The 25,805-nt window shown below is 73.1% G+C and carries 20 protein-coding genes; 9 read left to right on the top strand and 11 right to left on the bottom strand.

Features of this window, described 5'->3' with window-relative positions:
* Positions 1–80: 80 nt before the first annotated feature.
* Positions 81–2,501, bottom strand: a complete 2,421-nt coding sequence (locus tag H9623_RS17275; RefSeq protein WP_193721256.1) for a family 43 glycosylhydrolase — start codon at positions 2,499–2,501, stop codon at positions 81–83.
* A 326-nt stretch (positions 2,502–2,827) separates the two neighbouring features.
* Between H9623_RS17275 and msrB the strand changes: the two genes are divergently transcribed.
* Positions 2,828–3,277, top strand: coding sequence for a peptide-methionine (R)-S-oxide reductase MsrB (gene msrB / locus H9623_RS17280; protein WP_193721257.1), 450 nt, complete (start codon positions 2,828–2,830; stop codon positions 3,275–3,277).
* A 43-nt stretch (positions 3,278–3,320) separates the two neighbouring features.
* Here msrB and H9623_RS17285 read toward each other — a convergent pair whose 3' ends face one another.
* The 4 genes from H9623_RS17285 to H9623_RS17300 all read right to left on the bottom strand — a co-directional run bounded on the left by H9623_RS17285 (position 3,321) and on the right by H9623_RS17300 (position 6,717).
* Positions 3,321–3,770: a DUF2809 domain-containing protein gene (locus tag H9623_RS17285; RefSeq protein WP_193721258.1), complete on the bottom strand. Its 450-nt coding sequence runs from the start codon at positions 3,768–3,770 to the stop codon at positions 3,321–3,323.
* Positions 3,771–3,772: 2 nt separating this feature from the next.
* Positions 3,773–4,249: a MarR family winged helix-turn-helix transcriptional regulator gene (locus H9623_RS17290; protein ID WP_321575515.1), complete on the bottom strand. Its 477-nt coding sequence runs from the start codon at positions 4,247–4,249 to the stop codon at positions 3,773–3,775.
* A 120-nt stretch (positions 4,250–4,369) separates the two neighbouring features.
* Entirely contained in the window at positions 4,370–6,073 is a 1,704-nt protein-coding gene (locus H9623_RS17295; protein ID WP_227748847.1) for an MDR family MFS transporter, read from the bottom strand.
* Positions 6,074–6,210: 137 nt separating this feature from the next.
* Complete coding sequence (locus tag H9623_RS17300; protein WP_193721259.1) at positions 6,211–6,717, bottom strand: MarR family winged helix-turn-helix transcriptional regulator; 507 nt, start codon at positions 6,715–6,717, stop codon at positions 6,211–6,213.
* 217 nt (positions 6,718–6,934) lie between these two features.
* Between H9623_RS17300 and H9623_RS17305 the strand changes: the two genes are divergently transcribed.
* The 5 genes from H9623_RS17305 (at position 6,935) to cydC (ending at position 13,284) form a co-directional block, all read left to right on the top strand.
* Positions 6,935–7,534, top strand: coding sequence for a hypothetical protein (locus H9623_RS17305; protein ID WP_193721283.1), 600 nt, complete (start codon positions 6,935–6,937; stop codon positions 7,532–7,534).
* A gap of 526 nt (positions 7,535–8,060) precedes the next feature.
* Positions 8,061–8,681: a DUF47 domain-containing protein gene (locus H9623_RS17310; RefSeq protein ID WP_193721260.1), complete on the top strand. Its 621-nt coding sequence runs from the start codon at positions 8,061–8,063 to the stop codon at positions 8,679–8,681.
* Between the two features lie 5 nt (positions 8,682–8,686).
* Positions 8,687–9,691 (top strand): inorganic phosphate transporter, encoded by a 1,005-nt coding sequence (locus H9623_RS17315; protein WP_193721261.1) that lies wholly within the window; start codon positions 8,687–8,689, stop codon positions 9,689–9,691.
* A 129-nt stretch (positions 9,692–9,820) separates the two neighbouring features.
* Positions 9,821–11,416: an ABC transporter ATP-binding protein/permease gene (locus H9623_RS17320; RefSeq protein WP_321575516.1), complete on the top strand. Its 1,596-nt coding sequence runs from the start codon at positions 9,821–9,823 to the stop codon at positions 11,414–11,416.
* A complete protein-coding gene (gene cydC / locus H9623_RS17325) occupies positions 11,413–13,284 on the top strand; it encodes a thiol reductant ABC exporter subunit CydC (protein ID WP_193721262.1) in 1,872 nt (623 codons plus the stop codon). Before H9623_RS17320 ends, cydC begins: the two co-directional genes overlap by 4 nt.
* A gap of 93 nt (positions 13,285–13,377) precedes the next feature.
* On the opposite strand, the gene H9623_RS17330 is transcribed toward cydC, so the two are convergent.
* Genes H9623_RS17330 through H9623_RS20105 form a run of 4 tightly spaced genes read right to left on the bottom strand, consistent with a single transcriptional unit; the run spans position 13,378 to position 18,999 of the window.
* Positions 13,378–14,400: an NUDIX hydrolase gene (locus H9623_RS17330; protein WP_193721263.1), complete on the bottom strand. Its 1,023-nt coding sequence runs from the start codon at positions 14,398–14,400 to the stop codon at positions 13,378–13,380.
* Positions 14,397–16,730 carry an RNA degradosome polyphosphate kinase gene (locus tag H9623_RS17335; RefSeq protein WP_193721264.1) on the bottom strand — a complete coding sequence of 778 codons (2,334 nt, stop codon included), beginning with the start codon at positions 16,728–16,730 and terminating at the stop codon, positions 14,397–14,399. The genes H9623_RS17330 and H9623_RS17335 overlap by 4 nt, the downstream gene beginning before the upstream one ends.
* A 43-nt stretch (positions 16,731–16,773) precedes the next feature.
* Positions 16,774–17,724: a mycothiol synthase gene (gene mshD / locus H9623_RS17340; protein WP_193721265.1), complete on the bottom strand. Its 951-nt coding sequence runs from the start codon at positions 17,722–17,724 to the stop codon at positions 16,774–16,776.
* Positions 17,725–17,760: 36 nt separating this feature from the next.
* Positions 17,761–18,999 carry an alpha/beta hydrolase gene (locus H9623_RS20105; RefSeq protein WP_193721266.1) on the bottom strand — a complete coding sequence of 413 codons (1,239 nt, stop codon included), beginning with the start codon at positions 18,997–18,999 and terminating at the stop codon, positions 17,761–17,763.
* Between the two features lie 165 nt (positions 19,000–19,164).
* Between H9623_RS20105 and H9623_RS17350 the strand changes: the two genes are divergently transcribed.
* Both H9623_RS17350 and H9623_RS17355 read left to right on the top strand, forming a co-directional pair.
* Positions 19,165–20,406 (top strand): NAD(P)-binding domain-containing protein, encoded by a 1,242-nt coding sequence (locus H9623_RS17350; RefSeq protein ID WP_321575517.1) that lies wholly within the window; start codon positions 19,165–19,167, stop codon positions 20,404–20,406.
* Positions 20,403–21,731: an MFS transporter gene (locus tag H9623_RS17355; RefSeq protein WP_321575518.1), complete on the top strand. Its 1,329-nt coding sequence runs from the start codon at positions 20,403–20,405 to the stop codon at positions 21,729–21,731. The genes H9623_RS17350 and H9623_RS17355 overlap by 4 nt, the downstream gene beginning before the upstream one ends.
* Before the next feature lie 128 nt (positions 21,732–21,859).
* Here the strand turns inward: H9623_RS17355 and H9623_RS17360 are convergent, their stop codons facing one another.
* A complete protein-coding gene (locus H9623_RS17360) occupies positions 21,860–22,513 on the bottom strand; it encodes a GNAT family N-acetyltransferase (RefSeq protein ID WP_193721268.1) in 654 nt (217 codons plus the stop codon).
* A 194-nt stretch (positions 22,514–22,707) separates the two neighbouring features.
* On the opposite strand from H9623_RS17360, the gene H9623_RS17365 reads away from it, so the two are divergent.
* Positions 22,708–23,562, top strand: a complete 855-nt coding sequence (locus H9623_RS17365) for a hypothetical protein (RefSeq protein WP_193721269.1) — start codon at positions 22,708–22,710, stop codon at positions 23,560–23,562.
* A gap of 71 nt (positions 23,563–23,633) precedes the next feature.
* Here the strand turns inward: H9623_RS17365 and acs are convergent, their stop codons facing one another.
* Positions 23,634–25,664, bottom strand: coding sequence for an acetate--CoA ligase (gene acs / locus H9623_RS17370; RefSeq protein ID WP_193721270.1), 2,031 nt, complete (start codon positions 25,662–25,664; stop codon positions 23,634–23,636).
* Positions 25,665–25,805: the final 141 nt, after the last annotated feature.

Genomic DNA, 25,805 nt, shown 5'->3' on the forward strand with positions numbered 1-25,805 from the left:
GCGGATCACCGCCGGGGCCCTCACCCTTTCCCGCGGCGTGTCCGGGGCCCGGTGCCGGGGCCTCGGGAGCGCGGGTGCGCCTACCGCTGGGCGCAGTCCGTCGCGTCGAACGTGGCCTCCTGCGTGGTCGTCACGTCCCGGCCGTCGACGGTCGCCCGCGCCGTGACGGTCACCGCCCCGGCCGGCACGCTGCCTGCCCTGGTGGCGAACGTCTGCTGCGCGCTCCTCGTCGGCGAGAGCCCCTCGAAGGTCTTGCGTCCGAACGGCGTGGACATCGTCACGTCGACGGGACCCGCGCCGTCGTTGACGGCGCGCACCGTGAGGGAGACCTTGCCGGCGAGGCAGCGCGCAGCGGCCGACACCGAGACGTCGAGGGTCGGCGTCTCGGACGCGGCGGCGAACGACCACGTGTCGAGCTCCACGAGGTCGCTCCCGGACGGCCCGGAGAACGTGAAGTAGACGTCGTGGACGCCGGCGACGTCGGTGAGGTCCGCCGACGCATCCACCCAGTCGCCGATCTCCGCGTCGAGGGTGATCGTCGCGACCACGGGGCCGGCACGGTCGTCGAGACGGACGTCGATGCTCGCCCCGGCGACCAACGGCTTGACCCGCGCGGTGACGCTCGCGGCCCCCGCCCCGAAGTCCACGGCTGACAGTGCCGACCAGTCTCCGTCATCGACGTCGTGCACCACGAGGTGGGGTGCGTCGTCGCCGAACTGGGCCGATCCCGTACCGACCTTCTTGGTCGCCAGGCCCTGCTGCCACGCGAAGGTCTCGGCCTCGAGCGTCTGGTACGGGTCGAGGTTCTTGACCTGGTCGACGCCCGCGAAGTCGCCCACCACCTGCTGGATGGTGCCGTCCGCGTTGAACGTCAGCTCCTGGAGGTGGGTGCTGCGGTAGCCCTGCGTGACGTCGCCGTTGATGCGCTTGTTGAGGGTCGGCGCGTGGTAGGTGAAGTAGTACTTCCCGTCGAGCTCGAACACCGACTGGTGGTTGTTCCCCCCGGTGCCGGCACCGAAGAACTGGCTCTGGTTGGGGAACAGCACGCCGGAGTAGGTCTCCTTGGGCCACGACATCGGGTCGGTCGACATCATGTAGCCGATCTGGCCGCCACCGGGATACCCGGGCACCTTGACCTGGTTGCCACCGAAGTCGGCGCCGCCGAAGTGCGACGAGTACGACAGGTAGTACATGCCGTCGCGCTCGAAGACCTGTGCCGCCTCGAACGCGACGGGCGCGTCGACGACCGCGGCGGTCCCCGTGGTCGAGACCATGTCCTCGCCGAGCTGGATGACGCGGATGTTCTTCGGGTTGTTGAAGCGTTCTGCGGCGGGCATGCTCGTCGCGGCCGGTCCGCCGCCGAAGAACAGGTAGGGGGTGCCGTCCGTCGCGATGAGCGGCGCCGGGTCGAACTTCCAGGCCACGCCCTCGGTGCCCGGGGTCCTGCCGTCGATGAGCGTGCTGGTGCGTTCGCTGGTCCAGGGCCCCAGGGGCGAGGAGCCGGTGATCACGTTGCTCGAACCGCCGCCGTTCGCGTAGTACAGGAAGTACTTCTCCTGACCGTCCACGATCTTCTTCGCGACTCCGGGCGCCCACGAGTTGCCGGTGAACGGGGCGACCCCGCCGGCGCCTGCGACGTCGATCTCGCCGTGGTCGGTCCAGTTGACCAGGTCCTCGGACGAGATCAGGGTGATCTGGTTGATGCTCCCGTAGTCGATCTGGGGGGACACCCCGGTGACCGAGCTCGGCGCGTACCCCTGGGTGTCGTTCGTCATGTAGAGGTAGACGCGACCGTCGTCGACGAACCCGTAGGCGTCGGCCCCGAACTTGTGGGAGATCACGGGGTTGTGCTCGCCCGGGACCTTGCCGAGCACCTCGATGGTCTTGGACGGCGGTGCGGGCGGTGCGGCTCCGGTCAGGGAGACGTCGTCGAGCCTGAAGTCCATGAGGTGCGTGGCAGGGGCGCTCGACGGGTTGCTCGTCCAGGGCGTCTCGAAGAAGAGGCGTGCTGTCGTCGTGCTCTGCGTCGCCGGGATGGTGAACGTGCCGCGGAGAGTGGCCCAGGCGCCCTTGACGGCCGTGACGCTCACCAGGTTCGTGTAGGTGCCGCCGCCGTAGTGCATGGTGGCGAAGAACTGCTTGGACGCGGGCGCGTCGGCGCCGTCGTAGCGGATCTTCGCCGACAGGTCGTACGTCTCGCCCGCCTGCACCTTGCCGCTCAGCACCTGGAGCGGGCCGGAGCCCGTGGTCGCGCGCTGCGTCATGAGCGCGGCGCCCTGCCCGGCGTAGGCGTCCGAGGTCGTGGACAGCAGACCGTCGTCGGTCGGGTTGCCGTCGTTGACGATCCACCCGGTCGTGCCGTCCTCGAACCCTCCGTTGACGATGAGCTCCGTCTCGGCGGCCTGGGACGGGATCACGGACAGCGCGGAGGAGAGCAGTGCCGCGAGGACCGCTCCCGCCAGGACGCCCCGGACCGTCGGTCGTCTCTCGTGTCGCCTCATAAAAATCCTCCTTGATTCGTGTGGTGCGCGTGGATCGGTACCCATGACGGCCGGTCCGTCGCCGGGCAGCGGGGCACGCCGCCGGGCGGGTGGAGCTGCTGTCGTGGCCGGCGCCGAGCGCTCGACCGGGCTGCCGCGAGGAGTCTCCTTTCGCCGTGCAGCTCGTCGGCTTCGTTGCCGACTCCCGGTGTGAGCGCTCACATGCGCCTCGGTGTGGCCATGTTAGCGCTCACGATTGCCTTGTCAACGGCTGAGCGGCCCCCGTGCCCGTAGCCGACCGGGAACACCCGGACACCCGGCGCGGTTGTCGCTGTCGGAGGTGGAGCATGACCAACGAGACCCACGACACGACCGGCAACCTGTTCTCGCAGAAGGTGTACCCGGTGGCCAAGCCCGACGCCCGGTGGCGGGAGGAGCTGGCTCCCGAGGAGTACGCCGTGCTCCGCCAGGCGGGCACCGAGCGTCCCTGGACAGGAGAACTCCTCGAGGAGAACCGGGAAGGCATCTACCGGTGTCGGGCCTGCGGCAACGAGCTGTTCCGCTCGGACACCAAGTTCGACTCGCACTGCGGGTGGCCGAGCTTCTACGCGCCCAAGGAGTCGGACGCGGTCGAGCTGATCCAGGACCGCAGCCACGGCATGGTCCGCACCGAGGTGCGGTGCGCGAACTGCGGCTCGCACCTGGGGCACGTGTTCGACGACGCCCCCCAGACCCCGACGGGCGACCGGTTCTGCATGAACAGCCTGAGCCTGACGTTCGAGGACGCGGGCGCCTGAGCCAGCACTGCAGGTGATCGTCGGAGCGGGCGTGACCTCGAGGTCACGCCCGCTCCGGCACGTCGGCACGACGAGCACGAGCGACACCGGCGAGCGCGTCGAGGCCCGTCGCGAATAGCGCTCCCAGCAGGTAGAACAGCAGGTCACGCGCGTTGAACGTGCTCCCGAGCACCCACGCCGCCGCGGGCGCGACGTCCAGCACGGCCCCCACGAGCGGGGTCGCCTGGAGAGCCTCGACGAGCCAGCACCACGCGAGCACCACGACGCCCGCGACCCACGGTCGCGACCGCGGGGCCACGAGCACGAGCGCCGCGTACGCCGCGACCGCGTAGAGCAGGTCACCGACCGCGTCGCCGACCGGGTCGGGGACCTGCGTCGTCGCCACGAGTCCCAGGACGACCACGCCCGCGAGGACGGCCAGGACGCGAGGGCGGCTGCGCCGTCGGGCGCCGTGCGGCCCCGGTCCGGGCGCGGCTGGCGTCCTCGGCGCCACCGTCAGTGCGTCGCCTGCCAGCGCACGACGTCCTCCGAGTACCGGTGCAGCAGGCCCGCGAGGGCCGCGACGTCCTCGGAGGACCAGTCGCTCAGCGCCTGCGAGATCGAGTCGACGCGTCGTTCGTGCGTGGTCCGCAGGAGCGTCGCACCGGCCTCGGTGAGCGTGATGACCTGCCCGCGCGAGTCCTCGGGGTCGACCTCGCGGTCGACCAGCCCGACGGACTCGAGCCGGGCGAGCTGGCGCGAGATGGTCGCGCGCCCGACGCCGAACTGCTGCGCGAGGTCCGACCCCCGCACGCCCGGGTTGGCCCAGATGTGCGCGAGCAGCGGGTAGGCGCTCGCGTCGAGGTCGGGGTGGATGCGCTTGGCCATCGCGTTCGCGGACGAGCCGGCGCGGCGCGTCAGGACGCGCAGCTCGCGTTCGAGCGCGGAGAGCGGCGACTCGTCGGCGGGGGGTGTGGCGGGCGTGAGGGACACAGTTGGCTCCGGCTGGTCGATCGGCGAGGGCGGGGTCACACGCCCCATCATGGCGTGCGACGGGGCCGCCGCGGAACAAACATCCACGGCAGCCCCGGGTGAGGTCCGGCAGGTGGGGCGTCAGCGCGAGGCGCTGCCCCCGGTAGCGGTGCCCTCGGCGGGTCGCGTCGAGGTGCCGGTGGCCCCGCTCGGCGAGCCCGACGACGTCGCGCCGGCCCCGGCGAGGACGGACTCCTCGGCGTGGTCGCCCTCGTGCTCCTGCTCGATCTCGTCGGTCAGGTCCGGCAGGCCGGCCGCGAGGTCGCGCTCGAGGCGCTCGTCGAGACCGGACTTGGTCCCGAGCGGGACCTCCTTGAGGAACAGCACGCAGATCAGCCCGATGACCGCGAGGGGCACGGCCACGAGGAAGATGTCGGCGATGCCGTCGCCGTACGCGCGCTCCACGAGGTCGCGCATCGGGGCCGGGAGGGTGTTGACGTCGGGCACGGTGCCGCCCCTCGCGTCGGACGGGACGCCCATGGAGGCGAGTCCGGCCTGGATCGATGACGTGACCTTGCTCGCGAGGACCGCCCCCAGGACCGAGACGCCGATCGTGCCGCCCAGGGTGCGGAAGAACGCGACGGTCGCGGTGCCCGCGCCCATCTCGGAGATGTCGAGCGTGTTCTGGACCGCGAGCACGAGGTTCTGCATGAGCATGCCCATGCTCGCCCCGAGCGCGAACAGGTAGATGCTGATGAGCACGAAGCTCGTCTGGTAGTCGATGGTCGACAGCGCGAACAGCGAACCGACCAGGAGCACGCCGCCGGCGACCATGAACGCCTTGTAGCGACCGGTGCGCGTGATGAGCTGCCCGATCAGGGTCGACGCGACGAAGGTGCCGATGATCATGGGGATGGTCAGGAGGCCGGACTCGGTCGCGGTCCGTCCGCGAGCGACCTGCATGTACTGGCTGAGGAAGACGGCCGTGCCGAACATCGCGACGCCCACGGCGACGCTCGCGAGGACCGCGAGGACGAACGTGCGGTTCTTGAACAGGTGCAGGGGGATGATGGGCTCGGCCGCGCTCTTCTCGACCAGCACGGCCGCGACCAGCGCGAGCAGCGAGCCGATCACCATGACGGCGCTCTGCCACGACACCCACTCGAAGGTGTTGCCCGCGAACGTGACCCACAGCAGGAGGGTCGAGACGCCGACGCTGATGAGCAGCGCGCCCCAGTAGTCGATCTTCACGATGCGGCGGGGGATGGGCGGCAGGTGGAGCGTGCGCTGGAGGACGACGATCGCGGCGATCGCGAACGGCAGGCCGACGAAGAAGTTGAGACGCCAGCTCACGGTGTCCGTCAGGACGCCGCCGAGGAGGGGGCCGCCGATCTGGCTCACGGCCATGATCCCGCCCATGAGCCCCATGTACTTGCCGCGCTCGCGCGGCGAGATGATGTCGGAGATCAGGACCATGGCGAGCGCCATGAGACCGCCGGCGCCGATGCCCTGGAGGGCGCGGAACGTGATGAGGGTGCCGACGTTCTGCGACAGGCCCGCGAGGGCCGACGCGAGGACCGAGACGACGAGCGCGAGCTGGATCAGGACCTTGCGGTTGGTCAGGTCGGCGAGCTTGCCCCAGATGGGGGTGGAGATGGTGGTCGTCAGGAGGGTCGCGGTGACGACCCACGTGAACGACGACTGCGACCCCTCGAGGTCGCTGATGATCTTGGGGAGCGAGCTCGAGACGACCGAGGTCGCGAGGACCGAGACGAACATCCCGAGCAGGATGCCGGACAGTGACTCCAGCACTTCCTTGCGGGTCATGGTGGTGGTAGCGCTCATACAGGTCTCACATTCATAGGTCGTGCATTGAGGTCGAAACGTCATGGCGGGGCCCGACGGCGGAGGTCGGGCCGGTGGGGCGGGTCGCCCGGGTGGTCGGTCTGGTGCGCGAGAGGTCGTGCGGGTGGTGCGGTCGGTCAGGAGCGGGAGAGCGCCTCGGTCAGGCGTCCGAGGTGGTGGACGGACTCGCGGAGCTCCTGGGCGGTCCAGCCGGCGAAGGTGCCGGCGGTGCGCCTCGCGAGGAGGCGGAAGGTCTCGTCGACCTTCTCCCTGCCCTCGGGGGTCAGGGTCACGCTGCGGGCCCGCCGGTCGTCGTCGCACGCGGTCCGTTCGACGAGGCCGGCCTCGACGAGGTGCGTCACCTGGCGGCTCGCGACCGACAGGTCGACCTTCAGGTGGTGCGCGAGCTCGGTGACCTGCAGGGGGCCGCAGCGCTGCAGGAGGCGGAGCGTGCCGAGCGACGCGCGTGGGAAGTCGAGCTCGCGCGCCAGGCGGGCCGAGACCTCGCGCTGGGCGCGGTTGAGCTCCTCGAGCGCGATCGTCAGCTCCTTGACGGGTCCGTCGTAGGGCGAGGGGGTCGCGCGGTCGGCGGCCGCGGGGTCGTCGAGGGGTGAGGCGAGGGACGGGGTGGGGGAGGGGGGCACGCGAGAGATCTCCTTAGTTGCTGCAAGCAACCATAAACCCGCATGGTTGCTGAAGGCAATAGTTGCAGCGGGCATGTTCTCGGACGGCCGTGCCGGACCTCGTCCCTGACCGGACCAGGCGGCGAGCCCTCCCACCCGCCGCCCCCGCGGGTCGCGTGCGTACGATCGAGACGTGAGCGAACAACCGAGTCCCAACCACCGCCCGCGCCGCCCTGCGATGCTCGACCCCCGCGAGGCCGAGGAGCTCCCCGGGGACCTCGACCCCGCGCTGCGCGACCAGATCGCCCACACGACCGCCGCCGCGATCGTGCACGGAGCGCGCGCCGCAGAGGATCCCGAGGTCGTCGAACGCCTCATCCGCCTCGTCGAGACCGAGGGGCTCGACGTCGTGTCCGGCCTCTGGGCCGACTCGGCCCCCGCGACCCTGCCCGGAGCGCTCTGGCGCCTGTACGTCCTGCGGGAGTGGGTGCGCCGCGACCCGCAGACCGTGACCCTGCGCTACCGCCTCGGCGTCGATGCCGCCCCCGTCCAGGAAGCCGTCGCCGGCGTCGTGAGCGCACCCGGCCCCGAGGACGTGCGCGAGCTCGCAGACGCCGTCCTCTCCGGGGTCTTCGCCGGCGACCTCGCCGTGGCCCTCGAACGAGCCGCCGCGTTCTGCCGCATCCTCGCCACGGGCGCCGCGTTCGACGCCGACACGCGAGAGGCCGTCGACCCCGACTCCGCGCTCCGGATGACGCGCGGCGCCTCCTCGCTCCTGCGTACGGCCGAGGAGCTCGAGCACTCCGCCGCGCTCTGGCGGGCCGACAGGCTCGACTGACGCTGCGACGTCGGGCGCCGGTCGCCGACGCGGCGTCATCGTGGTCCGCGGTGCGTCGCGGCCCGACGCTCGGGACCCGTGCCGACAGGCGCCCAGGAGCGTCCCGCGAGGCCCGGGAAAGACCCCTGACCTGCAGGTTCGAAGCCTCCGGAACACGGGCGTACGATTGTTCACGACGTCGGGTCGCGGTAGCCCCGGGCTCCAACATCAGCCGCTTCGAGCGGCCTTCGCGCCGACAGGCGCTCCCGGCCCGGCGTCGCCCCCCACCATGACGTGAGCACCGTTCGACCTGCCCTGAGCAGGCCGTGACGGAGCCCCCGTCAGGCTGCCCGAGCGATTGAACGTTCAGGCGACAGTTCGGTTACATTTGACGAGCGTCGACCGTGCGTCAACCCGCGCGTCGACCGCCCGTCACCACAGCGTCACCTCTCAACAGAACACCTGTGACATCCAGGTGACGATCGCCCCGAGCGGTCGTCACCTGCCTGTGAAACCCCATCAGCGTCCAGCCCTTCCGGAGCCTCCCGTGCGCTTGCGCCTCACCCCGCGCGATACCTCGTTCTTCGACCTCCTCGCTGACTCCGCGCAGCACCTGGTCACCGGGGCAAACCTTCTGGCCGAGCTCCTCGGCGCCGACCGGCCCACCCGCAAGGAGCTCGCCAAGAAGCTGGCGGAGACCGAGCACCTGGCCGACGACGCGACCCACACGATCATGCGGCGCCTCAACCAGACGTTCGTCACGCCGTTCGACCGTGACGACATCTACGGGCTCGCCTCCGCGCTCGACGACTGCATGGACTACATGGAAGAGGCCGCGGACCTCATCGTCCTGTACAAGATCGAGGAGCTGCCCGCCCGCGTCGGCGAGCAGGTCCAGGTCCTCCAGCGCGCCGCCGAGCTGACCGCCGAGGCCATGCCGCGCCTGCGCTCGCTCAACGACCTCGCCGAGTACTGGGTCGAGGTCAACCGCCTCGAGAACCAGGCCGACAAGATCCACCGCAAGCTCCTCGCCGAGCTCTTCGACAACGTCGCCGACCCGATCCTCCTCATCAAGCTCAAGGAGGTCATCGAGATCCTCGAGCAGGCCGCCGACGCGTTCGAGAAGGTCGCGAACATGGTCGAGACCATCGCGCTCAAGGAGTCCTGAGCCCCGTGGAATTCGCTCTGGTCGTCCTCGTCGTCGCGCTCGCGCTGAGCTTCGACTACACGAACGGATTCCACGACGCGGCCAACGCGATCGCGACGTCCGTCTCGACGCGCGCCCTCACCCCGCGCGCAGCCCTCATCATGGCCGCCGTCATGAACTTCGCCGGAGCGCTCCTGGGGACCGAGGTCGCGGAGACCATCGCGACCTCGATCGTCGACCTCAACGGGGTGGACTCCCATCAGGCGCTCATCGTGGTGCTGTGCGCCCTCGTCGGCGCCATCGTGTGGAACCTCATCACGTGGTGGTTCGGCCTCCCGTCGTCGTCGACGCACGCACTGATCGGTGGCCTCGTGGGTGCCGGGCTCGCGGGCGGCCTCATGATCTACGGGCAGGCGATCGTCGACAAGGTCGTCCTCCCGATGGTCTTCTCGCCGCTCGTGGGCTTCGGCCTCGCGTTCGTCGCCATGGTCGGTCTGCTGTGGGCGTTCCGCCGTGCCGCCCCGTCCAAGACGACGCGCCGCTTCCGCCTCGCGCAGACCGTGTCCGCCGCGGCCATGGCCCTGGGCCACGGCCTGCAGGACGCGCAGAAGACCATGGGCGTCATCTTCATGGCGCTGCTGACCGTCGGCTGGGCCAGCCCCGACGAGGGCATCCCGCTGTGGGTCAAGCTCGCCGCCGCGGCCGCGATCTCCGCCGGGACCTACTCGGGCGGGTGGCGCATCATGCGGACGCTCGGGCGCAAGATCATCGAGCTCGACCCGGCGCGCGGGTTCGTCGCCGAGTCCGTGTCCGCGATCGTGCTCTACGTCAACGCGTTCGCGCTGCACGCGCCGGTCTCCACGACGCACACCATCACCTCGGCGATCATGGGCGTCGGCGCGACCAAGCGGCTGTCCGCCGTGCGGTGGGGCGTCGCGAAGAACATCGCCGTCGCGTGGGTCCTGACGATCCCCGCCGCCGCGCTCGTGGCCGCGATCATGTACTGGGTCCTGTCGCCGATCCTGCTCTGAACCGTCCCCTCGCACGAGGTGACGGTTCGTCCCCTCGCATCTGAAGGCGTGTCAGAATCGGGACCTTCGGCCGTGCGCTGCGGACCTTTGGACAGCCTGTCCTAAACTGCGCGCGGATAGCGTTGAACGGTGAACCGTGCACGCGCCGTCGCGCTCTCCTGGGCCTCGTCCCTCCTGCTCGCCCTCCTGTTCCTCGGGGTCGGGACCGCCATGGACGACCTGCTCGTCGGGGAGGGCCCGCCCGTCGCCCTGCTCGTCGCCCTCGCGCTGCTGGCGGGCGTCGCCGCGTGGGCGGTGCCCACCCTCGGCGCCCGGGAGCAGGCACGCGAGGAGCGGACGCTGCGGAGCGGCGTCGTCGGGCACGTCCTGGCGCTCGGGGTGGCCGAGCGCACGCGGGAGCGTGCCGGACGCATCGTCTCGACCGCGACCGACGGCGTCGAGCGGGCGGCCGCGTACCGTGGCACCTTCGTCGGGCCGATGATCGCCTCGATGACCGTCCCGCTCGTCGTCCTGCTCGTCGTCGCCCTGACGATCGACCCCGTCGCAGCGCTCTGGCTGCTCGCGGGCGTGCCCGCCATCCCGCTCGCGGTCGGCGGCTTCCAGGCGGCGTTCCGCTCCGTGAGCCAGCGGTACCGAGCCAGCTCACGCCTGCTGTCCGCACGGTTCCTCGACGCCTTCCAGGGCCTGACGACCCTGCGCCTGCTGGGCGCGGGCGAGCGGATGGGCGCCACGCTGGCCGACGCCGCGGAGGACGTCCGCAAGCACGTCATGCGGATGCTCGCCGGCAACCAGGTCGTGCTGCTCGTCGTCGACTCGGTGTTCTCGCTCGCGATGATCACGGGCGCGGCGGCCCTCGCGATGAACCGCCTCGCCGACGGCGCCATCACCGCCGGCCAGGCCCTCGCCCTCGTGCTGCTCTCGACCCTCCTGCTCGAGCCGCTCGACCGGATCGGCCAGTTCTTCTACATCGGCATGGGCGGCATGGCCTCGGTCCGGGAGATCCGCCGCCTCCACGCCGAGCAGCCCGACGTCGTCGACGCCCCCGGGGCCGTGGACCCCGGCCCGCTCACCGAGGCGGGCGTCTCCTTCGAGGGGATCGGGTTCGCCTACACCGAGGGCGTCCCGGTCCTGCAGGACGTGTCGTTCGAGGTGGCGCCGGGGGAGAAGGTGGCCCTCGTGGGCCCGAGCGGCTCGGGCAAGACGACCGCCGGGTCCCTCCTGCAGACCGCCCTGCGGCCGGACTCCGGGCGGGTGAGCCTCGGCGGGCACGACCTGACCGAGGTCCCGGTCGCCTGGGTGCGTGAGCACGTCGCCGTCGTCGCGCAGCACACCTTCCTGTTCACCGGCACGTTGCGCGACAACCTGCTCGTCGCCGCGCCCGGGGCGAGCGACGCGGACTGCTGGCAGGCCCTCGCCGACGCAGACCTCGCCGAGGTGGTCCGTGCCCTGCCCGCAGGGCTGGACACCCCGGTCGGGGAGCGCGGGCTCTCCCTGTCCGGCGGACAGGCCCAGCGCCTCGCGATCGCCCGGGGCTTCCTCAAGGACGCCCCGGTCCTCGTGCTCGACGAGCCCACCTCCCACGTGGACCTCGCGTCCGAGCGGGCGATCCTCGAAGCCCTCGACCGCCTCGGTGCCGGCCGCACCGTGCTCATGATCTCGCACCGCCCGGCGACCATCGCCGGGGCAGACCGGGTGCTCACGCTGACCGACGGGACGATCCGATGACCACCCAGCAGGCCACCACGCCCCCGAGCGTCACGACGGCCACGGACGCCGCACCCGCCCCGGCGGCCCCCCTCACCCGCGCCGCCCTGCGGCGTCGGCTGCTCGACGTGGGCCGCCCCGTGCTGGCCCCGCTCGTCGTCTCGGCGGTCTTCCGGACCCTGGCGCTCCTCATCGGGATGGCGCTGCTCGCCGTCGCGGCATGGGGAGTGGGCGCCGTGGTCGCCGACGTCACGGGCACGCGAGGCGTCCCGGCGGCCGCGCCCGTCGGCGCGATCATCGCCGTGATGGTCGTGCTCTCCCTGGTCAAGGGGGTGTGCCGGTACCTCGAACAGCTCGCCGGGCACTACGTCGCGTTCCACGCGCTGGCCCTGCTGCGGATCTTCTTCTACGACCGGCTCGAGCCGCAGGCCCCCGCTGCGGTCGAGGGCCGGCGTACCGGAGACCTCCTCTCCCGGGTGACCAAGGACGTCGACCGGGTCGAGGTGTTCTTCGCCCACACGCTCGTCCCGGCCACCACGGCCGTGATCGTCCCGGTCGTCACGCTCGGCTGTCTCGCCGTCGGGATCAGCCCAGCCGTGGCGCTGCTCCTGCTGCCGTTCCTGCTCGCGGTCGGCGTCGTCGTCCCGTGGTGCGGACGGGCCGCGACCGCTCGGGCGTCGGCGACCCTGCGGGCCACGCGCGGTGACATCGCCCAGCACGTCACGGACACCGTCCAGGGGGTGCGCGAGGTGCTCTCCTTCAACCACGAGGACGCCCGTCAGCGCGAGCTCGCCGAGCTCGACGCGCGCTCGGCCCGTTCGCTCACGGGCATCGGGCGCTGGATCGCGCTGCGCCGCGGGGCGAACACCGCGCTCGTCGCGCTCGCGGTCGTCGCCGAGCTGGTCCTCGTGACCAGCATGGTCGACGCCGGGACGATGACCTGGCAGGGTGCTGCGGTCGTGCTCGCCCTCACGGTCGGCGCGTTCGGCCCGGTGCTCGCGGTCGAGGACTTCGCCGCCGACCTCGAGCAGGCCTACGCCTCGGCCCGACGGATCTTCGAGGTCACCGACGCCGCGCCGGTCGTGACCGAGACGGCCGACCCGGTCCCCGCGCCCCGCCGGGCGCCCACGGTCACGGTCGAGGACGTCACCTTCACGTACCCGGTCGGCGCGGACGCCGCCGGGGTGCGCGCCGAGCCCGCCGTGCGCGGGGTCTCCTTCACGGCGGCAGCAGGCACGACGACGGCCCTCGTCGGCACGTCCGGCTCCGGGAAGTCGACGATCGCCTCGTTGCTCGTGCGCTGCTGGGACGTGGACTCCGGGGCGCTGCGCCTGGACGGCACGGACGTCCGGGAGCTCGGGCTCGCGGACCTGCGGGCGACGGTCGCCGTCGCCCAGCAGCGGCCCTACCTCTTCAACACCACGATCGAGGAGAACCTGCGGATGGCCCGGCCGGACGCCACGGCCGAGGAGGTCGCCCAGGCGTGCCGCCGCGCCGCGCTCGACGAGGTGGTCGACTCGCTGCCCGACGGGCTGGCGACCGTGGTCGGCGAGATGGGCGAACGGCTCTCGGGCGGTCAGCGGCAGCGGCTCGCGGTCGCGCGGGCGCTGCTGGGCGACTCGCCCGTCCTGGTCCTCGACGAGGCGACCTCCCACCTCGACGCAGCCGCCGAGGCCCGGGTCCTGGCCGGGGTCCGTGAGGCGGGCGCCGGGCGCACGGTCGTCGTCGTGGCGCACCGCCTGTCGACCGTCGCCGACGCGGACCGCATCGTCGTGCTCGACGCCGGTCGCGTCGTCGAGCAGGGCACGCACGCCGAGCTGCTCGCGGCCGGTGGTGCCTACGCGTCGCTGCTGGACCGGGAGGCCGGGTCGCTCGACGGCGTCCTCTAGGACGCGACGCCGGGGCGACCGGGCGTCGGGCGATCGGGCGACCGGGCGGCCGGACGCCGACGCCGCGCCCCGGCACCTGGCGGCGGGGGCCGACTAGTGCAGCGGTGGGGCGACCTTCTCCGCCGCGAGCACCCTCGGCCCCCGGGACGTGTCCGCGACGTGCGCCACGAGCATCTCGCCCGGCTCCAGGAACGGGTCCCGGCTCGGCAGGGCGTTCGCGACGGGGCGGCGCGAGTGCTGCCCCAGGACGTCGAGCACCGTGGGCAGGACGGGCCGGTGCGTGCACAGCACGGTCGACCGCTCGGACTCGAGGAGCTCGCGCACGGTGCGCGCGACCCGCGACGGCGACCGCTCGTGCTGCGCCTCGGACAGGTGGTCGATCGAGACCCGGTCCAGGCGCGCGGCCTCCGCGTACGGCGAGATGGTCTGCTCGCACCGGTTCCACCGGCTCGTCACGACCGTGTTGACGCCGTACGCCGCGAGCACGGGAACCAGCGCGACCGACTGCGCGTGGCCCGCGGGCGTGAGCGGTCGGTCCTCCTCGGCGCCGTGCCAGGCCGCGCGGGTCACGGCCTTGCCGTGGCGGGCGATCACGACCACGCGGGTCGCGAGCCGGTCCTGGGCGAACTCCTCGGCCAGGGCGGCGAGCGGCCCCCGGTCCGCCTTGCGGGTCACGCGCCGCGCCGCCTCCTCGACGCCGAGCCACACGGCGTCGTCGATCTCGTCGACCGACACGGGCGGCACGGGGGCGCGCGCGGCCAGCGGCCCCGCGTCCCGCACCCGCTTGGCCTGCCGCGCGGCCCAGTAGTGGACGCGCTTCACGCGCCCCTCGGGCGTGAGGTACTGCAGGCCGGGCAGCGGCACCCCGAGGACCACGGGCTTGCCCGTCTCCTCGGCGACCTCGCGCACCGCGGCGGTCTGGAACGCCTCTCCCGGGTCGAGCTTGCCCTTGGGCCACGACCAGTCGTCGTAGCGCGGACGGTGCACGAGCTTGACCTGCAGCTCGCCGTCGCGCACGCGCCACACGAGCCCGCCCGCGGACTCGATCACGGGGGCGTGCGGGACGTGCGTGGGGCCGAGCGAGTCGACGAGCGGTGCGAACGAGGACGAGCTCATCGCCCCATGCCCAGCCGTCGGCGTTGTCGCGTGATGAGCATGGACTGGATGTCGTTCAGCGGGCCGTCCGGCCCGACGGCGTGCCGCACCCAGGACCCGTCGCTCTGCAGGTGCCACGACGCGGTGCTGTCGTCCATCGAGACGTCGACGAGGTCGATCAGCCCCGTGATCTGGTCGGGGTCCACCAGGCGCACCAGGGTCTCGACGCGGCGGTCGAGGTTGCGGTGCATGAGGTCGGCCGACCCGATGAAGACCTCGGCCCCGGACACGGGGCCGTCCGCGATCGCGGGCCCGCCCGAGTTGGCGAACGCGAAGATCCGCGAGTGCTCCAGGAACCGGCCCAGGATGGACCGGACGCGGATGTTCTCGCTCAGTCCGGGCACGCCCGGACGGATCGCGCAGATGCCGCGGACCACGAGGTCGACCTTGACCCCGGCCTGCGAGGCCCGGTACAGGGCGTCGATGATGGTCTCGTCGACGACCGAGTTGACCTTGAACTTGACCCACGCCTCGCGGCCCTCGCGGGCTGCGACCGCCTCGCGCTCGATCCGCTCGACGAGCCCCGAGCGCACCGAGCGGGGCGCGACGAGCAGCCGGTGGAAGCGCGACTGGGGCGCGTAGCCGCTGAGCTGGTTGAACAGGCGCGTGAGGTCCTGGCCGACCTCGGGGTCCGCGGTGAGCAGCCCGAGGTCCGTGTACAGGCGCGCGGTCTTGGGGTTGTAGTTGCCCGTGCCCACGTGGCAGTAGCGCACCAGGCCCTCGGGCTCCTGGCGGACCACGAGCGAGAGCTTGCAGTGCGTCTTGAGCCCGACGATCCCGTACACCACGTGCACGCCCGCCTGCTCGAGCTTGCGGGCCCAGGAGATGTTGGCCTGCTCGTCGAAGCGCGCCTTGATCTCGACGAGCGCGAGGACCTGCTTGCCGGCCTCCGCCGCGTCGATCAGGGCGTCGACGATCGGGGAGTCGCCCGACGTCCGGTACAGGGTCTGCTTGATGGCGAGGACGTTCGGGTCGGCCGCGGCCTGCTGGAGGAACGTCTGGACCGACGTCGAGAACGAGTCGTACGGGTGGTGCAGCAGGATGTCGCGCTCGCGGATCGCGGCGAACACGTCGGTCGGGCTCGCGCTCTCGACCTCCGCGAGGAAGCGGTGGGTCGTCGGCACGAACCGCGGGTAGTGCAGGTCCGCGCGGTCGAGGTCCGCGATGAGGTTGAGCCCCGTGAGGTCGAGCGGCGCGCGCAGCTTGTAGACCTCGTCGTCGGCCACGTCGAGCTCTCGCACGAGGAGCTGACGGATGCGGGGGCTGATCCCGTCGGCGATCTCGAGCCGCACGGGCGGCCCGAACCGGCGGCGAAGCAGCTCCTTCTCCATGGCCTGGAGCAGGTTCTCCGCGTCGTCCTCCTCGACCTCGACGTCCTCGTTGCGCGTCACGCGGAACGTGTGGTGCTCGCGCACCTCCATGCCCGGGAACAGGTGGTCGAGGTGCTGGGAGATGACGTCCTCGAGCGGGACGAACGACGTGGGGCCCTTGTCCGGGTCGGCTGCCTGCGAGCTGGGGGCCGACGGGCGGCCGCGCGAGTCCACGGCGATGAAGCGCGGGAGCAGGGGCGGGACCTTGACGCGGGCGAAGTGCTCCTTGCCCGTCGTCGGGTTGACCACGACGACCGCGAGGTTGAGCGAGAGCCCCGAGATGTACGGGAACGGGTGCGCAGGGTCCACGGCGAGCGGGGTCAGCACGGGGAAGATCTGCTTGCGGAAGAACTTGTGCAGGCGCTCCTGCTCGCGCGTGTCGAGCTCCTCCCAGCGCAGCAGGGAGATGCCCTCGGTCGCGAGCGCGGGCTGCACCTGGTCGGTGAAGACCGCGGCGTGGCGCGCCATGAGCTCGTGGGCGCGCTCGCTGATCGCGTCGAGGACCTGGCGCGGGGACAGGCCCGAGGCGGCCGTGACCGCGAGGCCCGTCGCGATGCGTCGCTTGAGGCCGGCGACCCGGACCATGAAGAACTCGTCCAGGTTGGACGCGAAGATCGCGAGGTAGCGGACCCGTTCCAGGAGCGGCTGGGACTCGTCCTCGGCGAGCTCGAGCACGCGCTGGTTGAACGACAGCCAGCTCAGCTCGCGGTCGGCGAACCGGTCCGCGGGCAGCGGCTCGGCCTCGAGCACCTCCACGTCGATCGTGCCCGTGACCGGTTCCTCCTCGGCGATGTGCTCGGCGATGTGCGCCGCGAGCTCGGGGTCGAGGACGGCGCGCGGTCCCGACGCGCGGGCGGCTTCCGGCTGCTGGCCCGGGCGGGCGGAGCTCCGGACGCCGGGACGGACGGTGGAATCGGTCATGACTTCATGGTGGCATCACTCGGTGAACTTTGGGTGACGTGGTTCACTGCGGCGGCCCGTACTGCACGTCCACGGTGTCCTTGCCGAAGCCGGCCCCGAGATACGTGCGGGTCGCGGCGGTGTTGTCGCCGTCGACGTAGAGGACGGCGCGGTCGAGCCCTCGCGCGGCGAGGTGCGCGAGCCCGACGCCGGTCAGCACCTTCCCGAGGCCCTGCCCCTGCGCGTCGGGGTCGACGCCGACGACGTAGATCTCGCCCTCGCGCACGGGCGCACCCGAGGCCGCGCTCCGGTCCGTGGGCACCTTGGTCCACAGGTAGCCCGCGAGCGTGCCGTCCTCCCGCTCCAGGAGGAAGAAGCCCTCGGGGTCGAACCAGGCCTCGGCGGTCCGGGCGTCGAGGTCGGCCTGCGTCAGGCGGCCCTGCTCGGGGTGGTGCGCGAACGCGCGGGCGTTGGCGCGGAGCCAGGCGGCGTCGTCGGGCCCGGGGCGGAACGTGCGCAGCCGCAGGCCCGCGGGGATCTCGGGGCGCTCCCACGTCCCGGACCGCAGGTCCAGGCCCATCTTCCACAGCTCGCGCACGACGACGAGGCCCGCGTCCGCGGCGAACGCGCGCGCGGCGGGCAGGTCGCCGTGCGCCCACACGTGCAGCGTGCGGCCGTGCTGGCCGGGCTCGCCCGAGCGTGCGGGCAGGGTCGCGTCACGCTGTGCGGTGCGCAGCAGCATGCGGCCGGTCCGACGGCGGCGCGCGGCCGGGTGCACCACGAGCTCGGCGCTCGCGACGTCGCCGCCGCGGTCGATCTGCGCGTACCCCGTGACGGTGCCCGCGCCGTCGTAGGTGACGACGTGCGTGAGGTGCTCGTCGTCGGTGCTCAGCCGCAGGAGCGGCTGCTCGGAGAGGGGGGCGACGCCGTCGGCCTCCTGGGCGGCGGCGGCCAGGGCGCGGACCTCGTCCGCGGTGGCCGGGTCGAGCGGGCCGATCTCGAGGGGGGAGTGCATGGTTCCATCCCATCACAACCGGGCGGGCGCGACGGCTCAGGGACGGGCCAGGTGCTCCGAGACGAACAGCAGCCCGTACGGCAGCCCCGCGTGGACCATGGCCCACGTGTGCCCCTGGCCGGGCTCCTCGCGCAGCTCGACGGTCTGACCGCGCTCGACGAGGGCCGCGGCGAGCCGACGGTTGGCCTCGCGGTCGGTCCGGGGGGCCTCGGTCCCGCCGTCGAGGAAGACCGCGACGGGCGCGGTGAAGTCCATGGTCGGGACGTAGCGGCTGGGGGAGTTGGCGCGGCGCTCCTCGGGGGTCGCGAGCATCGCGCGCCCGCCGGCGCCCGGGTCGCCGTAGGGTTCGAGCGCCATGATCGTGCTGAACGTGCCGAGGTGGCGCAGCCCCAGGTTGAGCGCGCAGAACCCGCCCGAGGACATCCCGCCGATCGCACGGTGCTCGCGGTCCGGGACGGTGGGGAAGGTCTTGTCGACCCAGGGGACCACGACGTCGGTCACGTAGGTCTCGACCTGCGCGCCGCCCGTGGTCGAGTCCAGGCACTCGGTGTCGTGCGCGGAGGGTCCGGTCCCGTTGACGTCGACCGCGACGAGGATCATGGGCCGGACGAGCCCTGCCCTCAGCAGGGTGTCCACGACGTTCGCGCTGTCGGCCGCCGCGAACCAGTCGCTCGGCCGGCCGGGGCTGCCGTGGAAGAGGTAGAGGACGGGGTACCGCGTGTCCGTCGAGGGGTCGAAGCCGGGCGGCGTGTAGACCCACGTGGAGCCGTCGGCCATGCGCAGGTCGGGGGCGGGCAGCAGCGTCGAGGTCACCGACCCGGTCGCCGCAGAACCGGCGCGCTCGGAGGGCTTGTCGCGGTGGCTGGGTGGCGGGTCGACGAGCCCCCACCCGGCCATCGTGGTGCGGACGGCCGAGACGTTGGGGACGTAGCCCGCGTAGGCGTTGACAGCGACCGACACGGACAGGACCACCAGAAGTCCCGAGGCGACCGTCCCGACCCAGGCGCGCCACGCGCCCCGCGGCCGCCCGGTGCCCTCCGCGGGGCGTGCGGCCCGTCGGCGCCGGTCCAGCACGACGAGGCCCGCGACCAGGACGGCAGCGGCCGCGAGCAGCCCGGCCGTCCACCACGACGACACCCAGTCGCTGCGCCCGGCGAGCTCGCGCAGCACCGCAGGGGGCAGGGTCGGGATGGTGTCGGGCTCGGGCGGCGGGGCTGCGCCGGGCGACGGGGACGCGCCCGGCAGCAGACCCCCCGGGACAGGGGACGGGCTCACCCCTCCAGGGTGCCCTCCGCGCGCGGGTTCCACCGGGCGGCCGTCCGTGCGGCCACCGGGGTCCACGGGACGTCCACCGGGCGTCCCCACCCGCGGCCCGGCGCTGTGCGGCGCGTCACGGCCGCGCGGAGGATGGGTCCTGGGCCCCGCGCGGTTGCTACGGGTGTGAGCACCTCGACCGCACCGGTCCCCTACGACGTCGACGTCCTCGTGGTGGGCGCGGGCCAGGCCGGTCTCTCGGCCGCGTTCCACCTGCGGCGCCGGGGGTTCGTCCCGCTCGGGCGCGACGGCCGCCCGTCCGGGCCCGACGGCGGCGCCTCCCCGGGCACGCCCCGCACCTCCGTGGTGCTCGACGCCGCGCCCGCGCCCGGCGGTGCGTGGCAGTTCCGCTGGCCCTCCCTCACCATGGCGCAGACGCACGCGGTGCACGACCTGCCCGGCCTGGCCCTCGACGCGGGCGACCCGCAGGAGAGCGCGAGCACCGCCGTCGGGCGGTACTTCGGGGCGTACGAGCAGGTCAACGACCTGCGCGTGCTGCGCCCGGTCGCGGTGCGCACGGTGCGCGACGACCCGGCGGGTGTGCTGCTCGTCGAGGCGACCACGCCCGACGGGCCCGTGACCTGGCGCGCCCGGACGCTCGTCAACGCGACCGGCACGTGGACCAGGCCCTTCTGGCCCTGGTACCCGGGTCGCGAGACGTTCGCGGGCACGCAGCTCCACACGCACGACTTCCGGCGGGCCGAGGACTTCACCGGTCGGCGCGTGGTCGTCGTGGGCGGGGGTGCGTCCGCGACGCAGCTCCTGCTCCAGATCGCGCCGCACGCGACCTCGACCACGTGGGTCACGCGGCGCGAGCCCGTGTGGGTCGGCGGCCCGTTCGACGCGGACCGGGGGCGCGACGCGGTCGCGCTGGTCGACGAGAGGACGCGCGCGGGCCTCGTGCCGGAGTCGGTCGTGTCCGTCACGGGCCTGCCGCTCACGCCCGCGTACGAGGCCGGCATCGCGTCGGGCGTCCTGCGTCGCCTGCCCGTGTTCTCGCGCGTCGTGCCCGACGGCGTCGCGTGGGACGAGGGGGTCCGTCCCGACGGCGTGACGCACCAGGGCGCCGACGTGATCCTGTGGGCGACGGGCTTCCGGGCAGCGCTCGACCACCTCGCGCCGCTCGGGCTGCGGGGACCCGGCGGCGGGATCGTCATGGACGGTCCGACCGTGGTCGCCGACCCGCGCGTCCAGCTCGTCGGGTACGGGCCCAGCGCGTCGACCGTCGGGGCGAACCGGGCCGGGCGCGAGGCGGTGCGTGCCGTGCTGCGCGTGCTGGACGACCGGGCGGCAGCACCGGCAGGGCCCGGCGGTCTCGTCCGGTCCGACGGCCCGGTCGTGGGGCCCGCCGCTAGGCTGCCGAGGTGACCACCGCCCCCCTGCCCGAGCCCAGCGACGACCCGGCCGGGCGCCCCGTCGACCACGTGCAGCGCAGGACCGTCGCGGTCCTCGCGACGAGCCAGGTCCTCGGCGGGATCGGGGTCGCGACCGGCATCGCCGTGAGCTCGCTCATCGCGTCCGAGCTGTCGGGCTCCGACGCGGTCGCGGGCCTCGCCCAGACCACGGCCGTCGTGGGTGCCGCGATCGTCGCCCTGCCGCTCTCGCGCCTCGCCGAACGCCACGGCCGACGCCGCTCGCTCACCACGGGCTACGTCGTCGCGTTCCTCGGGGCGCTCCTCGCCGCGGCCGCGACCATGCTCCAGACGTGGCCGCTGCTGCTCGCCGGGATGCTGCTGTTCGGCGCGGGCTCCGCGACCGGGCTCGCCTCCCGGTTCACCGCGACCGACCTGGCCCGCCCCGAACGTCGCGCCACCGACCTCTCGGTCGTCATCTGGGCGACCACGATCGGGTCCGTCCTCGGACCCAACCTCGCGGGTGCGACCGAGAACCTCGGTCTGCTGCCTGCGCCCGGCGGGGCGCACGGCACGTCGGCGGCACCCCTGCTCGTCGCGTCGCTCGCGTTCGCCGCCGCCGCGCTGTCCGTCTGGCTGCTCCTGCGCCCCGACCCGCTGCACGTGGCCGCAGCCCGGGCGGCCGCGGGTCGCGCGACGGCAGGGGAACCCGCCCCCGTGCCTCCCCGTCCCGGCTTCCGTGCCGGTCTCGCCGCCGGGTGGGTCGTGATCCGCGCGTCCACGACCGCGCAGCTCGCGCTCGCGGCGATCGTCGTGAGCCACCTCGTCATGGTCGGGCTCATGTCCATGACGCCCGTGCACATGGGGCACGGCGGCGCCAGCCTGCAGATCATCGGGATCGTCATCAGCGCGCACATCGCCGGCATGTACGTGCTGAGTCCCCTCATCGGGTGGGCCGCGGACAGGGTCGGGCACGCGCGCGTCCTCGCGGTGGGCGGCGTCGTCCTGCTCGTCTCGGCCGTGATCGTCGCCGGCGCCCCGAGCGACGACTCGGCGCGGCTCACGGTCGGGCTCGTGCTGCTGGGCGTGGGCTGGTCGTTCGGGCTGGTCGCCGGGTCGGCGCTGCTCATCGACGCGACCCCCGCGGCCGACCGGACCCAGGTCCAGGGGCTCTCGGACTTCGCGATGAACCTCGGTGGTGCGGCCGGCGGTGTGCTCGCGGGCGTCGTCATCGCGGTCTCGTCCTACGCCGCGCTGGGGTGGGGGGCCGCGGCGCTGCTCGTCGTGTACCTCGTGGTGGTCGCGGGGCGGCTGCTGCGCGCGCCGCGCGTCGCGACCTAGGAGGGGTGCTCGGGGCGCCCTTGCCCCGGGCGGTCAGGACCAGCGTGGTGCAGAGGCAGCACTCGTCCTGACGCAGGTGGTGCCGGGACGCGCGAGCGGCTGTGGGCCGACGGTCCTGGCACGGGCTCTCAGCGCCCGCCGAGCTGCTTGTAGAAGATCGTCGTCGACACGAGCGCACCGCCCGCGACCTTCGCGTACCCCGGGACGGCCCCGACCTCGGACCAGCCCCAGCGGCGGTACAGCGACTCCGCGAGGCTGCCCGTCTCGGTGTCGAGCGTCAGCAGGGTGAGTCCCTCGGCGCGCGCGTAGCGCTCGATCGCGACCATGAGCCCCGGCGCGAACCGGTTCCCGCGCGCCTCCCGGTGCACGAGGACCTTGACCACCTGGGCGCGGTGCGCACCGTTGGCCTGCGGCGTCAGGGCGAGCGACGCCGTCGTGACGATCCGGCCCGCGTCGTCCCGCCCGACCCACGTGCGGTGGTCCGGGTCCGCGAGGAACGCCGACCACCACGCCGTCGCCTGCTCCGTGGTCGGCGCCTTGACCCAGCCGACGCTCGCGCCGCCCTGCACGCAGTCGACCAGCACGTCCGCGAGGCGCGACAGGTCCGTGGTCCGCGCCACGAGGCTGTCGAGGAGCGAGAGCCCCGTCGACGGTGCGGTCGGCGGGCCGGGCCGGCCGGAGCCACCCTGGCGTCCTGGCCGGACCGCGGTCCCGCCGCGCGGGGACGAGGAGAGGAGCGCGCCACCGCCGGGCGCCGGGAAGGTGAGGGGTTCGATCCGCATGCCGTCACGCTAGCCACGGTGCGTTTCGACCCCGTGAACGGCAGGGGTTCTCCCCGTGTCCGGACGGACGCGAGCCCGGCACCGTGTCGCGCCGACGGCGCGGGGCGTGCGTCTGCCGGGTCCGGCCGCGAGCGGGTCGCCGCGCGGCGCGGGCCCCTGCCGGGGAGACTGGGCACGACCCCACAGGAGGCCCCGTGTTCCTCAGCCTGCTCGCCGCCGTGACCGCAGCGGTCGGCTACGGCGTCAGCACCGTCATGCAGGCCGTCGCGGCCCGCCGCGCGCGGGGCCTCGCGGTCGTGCTCCAGCCCCTCGTGATCCTCGCGTTCACGGTCGACCTGGTCTCGTGGCTGTTCTCGCTCGTCGCTCTCGACCACCTGCCGCTGTTCGTGGTCCAGGCCGTGCTCGCGAGCTCGCTCGTCGTGACGGTCCTGCTCGCGAGGGTGTTCCTGTCGGTGCCCATGCGGCGGATCGACGTCGCCGCGATGGCCGCGATCGTGGCCGCCCTCGTGGTCCTGGGGATCGCGGGCGGCGAGCAGCCCGCGCCCGTGCCGCCCGACTGGTTCACGCCCGTCCTCATCGGGGTGGCCGGGGGGCTCGCGGTCGTCGCGCTGGTCTTCTACAAGGCCGGGACGCCCGTGCTGCTCGCGGTGATCGGCGCGCTCGGCTACTCGGGGGCGGCCGTCGCGGCGCGCGGCGCGCACGCCTCGGGCGACCTCTGGGACACGGTCCTGCAGCCGCTCGCGATCGCGATCGTGCTGTTCGGGGTCGTGGGCGCGCTCGCGTACCTGCGCTCGCTCGAACGGGGCAAGGTCGGGACGAACGCCGCGATCCTCTCGGTGATCGAGGTCGTGGTGCCCGGGGCCGTCGGCATCGCGGTGCTGGGCGACACGATCCGCTCGGGATGGGACCCGGCGGTCGTCGTCGCGGCGCTCGTCGCGCTCGCGGGCTGCGTGGTCCTCGCGACGAGCCCCGCGAACGAGGCGGCCGAGGCCGGGGAGGCGAGCGACGGCGTCGGGCCGTCGACGGACGCGACGGCCGAGCCGGCGTAGGGTGCCGAACCCGAGGTCGGTCAGGCGACAAGGGGCAGTTGCCTGACCGACCTCGGGTTCGGCACCCGCGGTCAGTCCTCCGAGCCCGCCGGCTTCGCGAGGCCCGACGCGATGAGCGTCATGACCGACGAGTCCGCGAGCGTCGTCGCGTCCCCGACCGTGCGGTTCTCGGCGACGTCGCGCAGCAGGCGCCGCATGATCTTGCCCGACCGCGTCTTGGGCAGCTCGGGCACCACGAGGATCTTGCGAGGCTTCGCGATGGGCCCGATCTCCTTGGCCACGTGGTTGCGCAGCTCGAGCTCGACGGCCGCGGCTCCGTCCGGGTCCGCCGCTCGGGCGGCGTGCTCGCCGCGCAGGATGACGAACGCGACGACCGCCTGCCCCGTGAGCTCGTCCGTGGCGCCCACGACCGCGGCCTCCGCGACGAGCGGGTTCGAGACGAGGGCGGACTCGATCTCCGTGGTCGACAGGCGGTGGCCCGAGACGTTCATGACGTCGTCGACGCGGCCGAGCAGCCAGATGTCGCCGTCCTCGTCCTTCTTGGCGCCGTCGCCCGCGAAGTAGATGCCGGGGAAGCGTGACCAGTACGTGTCCTTGAAGCGCTCGAGGTCTCCCCAGATGCCGCGCAGCATGGACGGCCACGGCTCGGACAGGACCAGGTAGCCGCCGCCACCGTTCGGGACCGGCTGCGCGTTGTCGTCGACGACGTCCGCGACGATGCCCGGCAGCGGGACCTGGGCCGAGCCCGGCTTGGTCGCGGTGACGCCCGGCAGCGGCGAGATCATGATCGCGCCCGTCTCCGTCTGCCACCACGTGTCGACGATCGGGGCCTTGTCGCCACCGATGACGCGGCGGTACCACATCCACGCCTCGGGGTTGATGGACTCGCCGACCGATCCCAGGACCCGCAGGCTCGTGAGGTCGAACTTGTTCGGGATCTCCTCGCCCCACTTCATGCAGGCGCGGATCGCGGTGGGCGCGGTGTAGAAGATCGAGACCTTGTACTTCTCGATGATCTCCCACCAGCGGCCCTGGTGAGGGGAGTCGGGGGTGCCCTCGTAGATGACCTGGGTCGCGCCGTTGAGCAGCGGGCCGTAGGTCACGTAGGAGTGGCCCGTGACCCAGCCGATGTCCGCGGTGCACCAGTAGACGTCGGACTCGGCCTTGAGGTCGAACACGTTCTTGTGCGTGTACGCGGCCTGCGTCAGGTAGCCGCCGGTCGTGTGCAGGATGCCCTTGGGCTTCCCGGTGGTGCCGGACGTGTAGAGGATGAACAGCGGGTGCTCGGCCTCGACCCACACGGGGGTGTGCTGGACGTCGGCCGCCTCGAGGGCGTCGTGCCACCAGACGTCGCGTCCCTGCGTCCACTCGACGTCCTGCTCGGTGCGGCGCACCACCAGGACGTGCTCGACCGTGGTGGGCGCGGCGCCCTCCTTGGGGGCGAGGGCCTCGTCGACAGCGGGCTTGAGCGCCGACGCGGACCCGCGGCGGTAGCCGCCGTCCGCCGTGATGACGACCTTGGCCTCGGCGTCCGCGATGCGGCTGCGCAGCGCGTCGGCCGAGAAGCCGCCGAACACGACCGAGTGCGGGGCGCCGATGCGGGCGCAGGCCAGCATGGCGACGACGGCCTCGACGACCATGGGCAGGTAGATGACGACGCGGTCGCCCGTGGTCACGCCGAGCGCGTTCAGCGCGTTGGCCGCGCGCGAGACCTCGCGCTGCAGGTCCGCGTACGTGACGGTGCGCGTGTCGCCGGGCTCGCCCTCGAAGTGGATCGCGACGCGGTCGCCGTTGCCGGCCTCGACGTGGCGGTCCACCGCGTTGTAGGCCGCGTTGAGCGTGCCGTCGCCGAACCAGCGCGCGACGGGCGCGTTCGACCAGTCGAGCGTCTCGGTGAAGGGCGTCCTCCACGACACGAGCTCGGTGGCCTGGCGTGCCCAGAACGCGAGACGGTCGGCCCTGGCCTCGTCGTACAGCGCCGGCTGGGCGTTGGCCTGGGCGGCGAACTCGGGGCTGGGCGGGAAGCTGCGCTCCTCGTGGAGGAGGTTCTCCAGACCCGGGGACCCGGCCTGCCCGTCGACCCTGGTCTCGGTGGTGGTCACATTCTCAGGCACTCTTACCTCCGGTGCGCATCGACTCTGGTGCGGGGCTCGTGACGTGGGGTCCCTCCGGCCGGTTGCGAGGAGGCCGGGAGGGGGCGAGACACGTCGAGCGACGGGGCCTGTCCTGCCCCGACCGGGCCG

This window comes from Oerskovia douganii, from assembly GCF_015142735.1.
Lineage (GTDB): Bacteria > Actinomycetota > Actinomycetes > Actinomycetales > Cellulomonadaceae > Oerskovia > Oerskovia douganii.

What these genes read in the sequence shown, in the direction of transcription:
- H9623_RS17275 (WP_193721256.1), bottom strand. Translation starts at nt 2,501, where the DNA reads ATGAGGCGACACGAGAGACGACCGACGGTCCGGGGCGTCCTGGCGGGA.
- msrB (WP_193721257.1), top strand. Translation starts at nt 2,828, where the DNA reads ATGACCAACGAGACCCACGACACGACCGGCAACCTGTTCTCGCAGAAG.
- H9623_RS17295 (WP_227748847.1), bottom strand. Translation starts at nt 6,073, where the DNA reads ATGAGCGCTACCACCACCATGACCCGCAAGGAAGTGCTGGAGTCACTG.
- H9623_RS17305 (WP_193721283.1), top strand. Translation starts at nt 6,935, where the DNA reads ATGCTCGACCCCCGCGAGGCCGAGGAGCTCCCCGGGGACCTCGACCCC.
- cydC (WP_193721262.1), top strand. Translation starts at nt 11,413, where the DNA reads ATGACCACCCAGCAGGCCACCACGCCCCCGAGCGTCACGACGGCCACG.
- H9623_RS17330 (WP_193721263.1), bottom strand. Translation starts at nt 14,400, where the DNA reads ATGAGCTCGTCCTCGTTCGCACCGCTCGTCGACTCGCTCGGCCCCACG.
- H9623_RS17335 (WP_193721264.1), bottom strand. Translation starts at nt 16,730, where the DNA reads ATGACCGATTCCACCGTCCGTCCCGGCGTCCGGAGCTCCGCCCGCCCG.
- mshD (WP_193721265.1), bottom strand. Translation starts at nt 17,724, where the DNA reads ATGCACTCCCCCCTCGAGATCGGCCCGCTCGACCCGGCCACCGCGGAC.
- H9623_RS17360 (WP_193721268.1), bottom strand. Translation starts at nt 22,513, where the DNA reads ATGCGGATCGAACCCCTCACCTTCCCGGCGCCCGGCGGTGGCGCGCTC.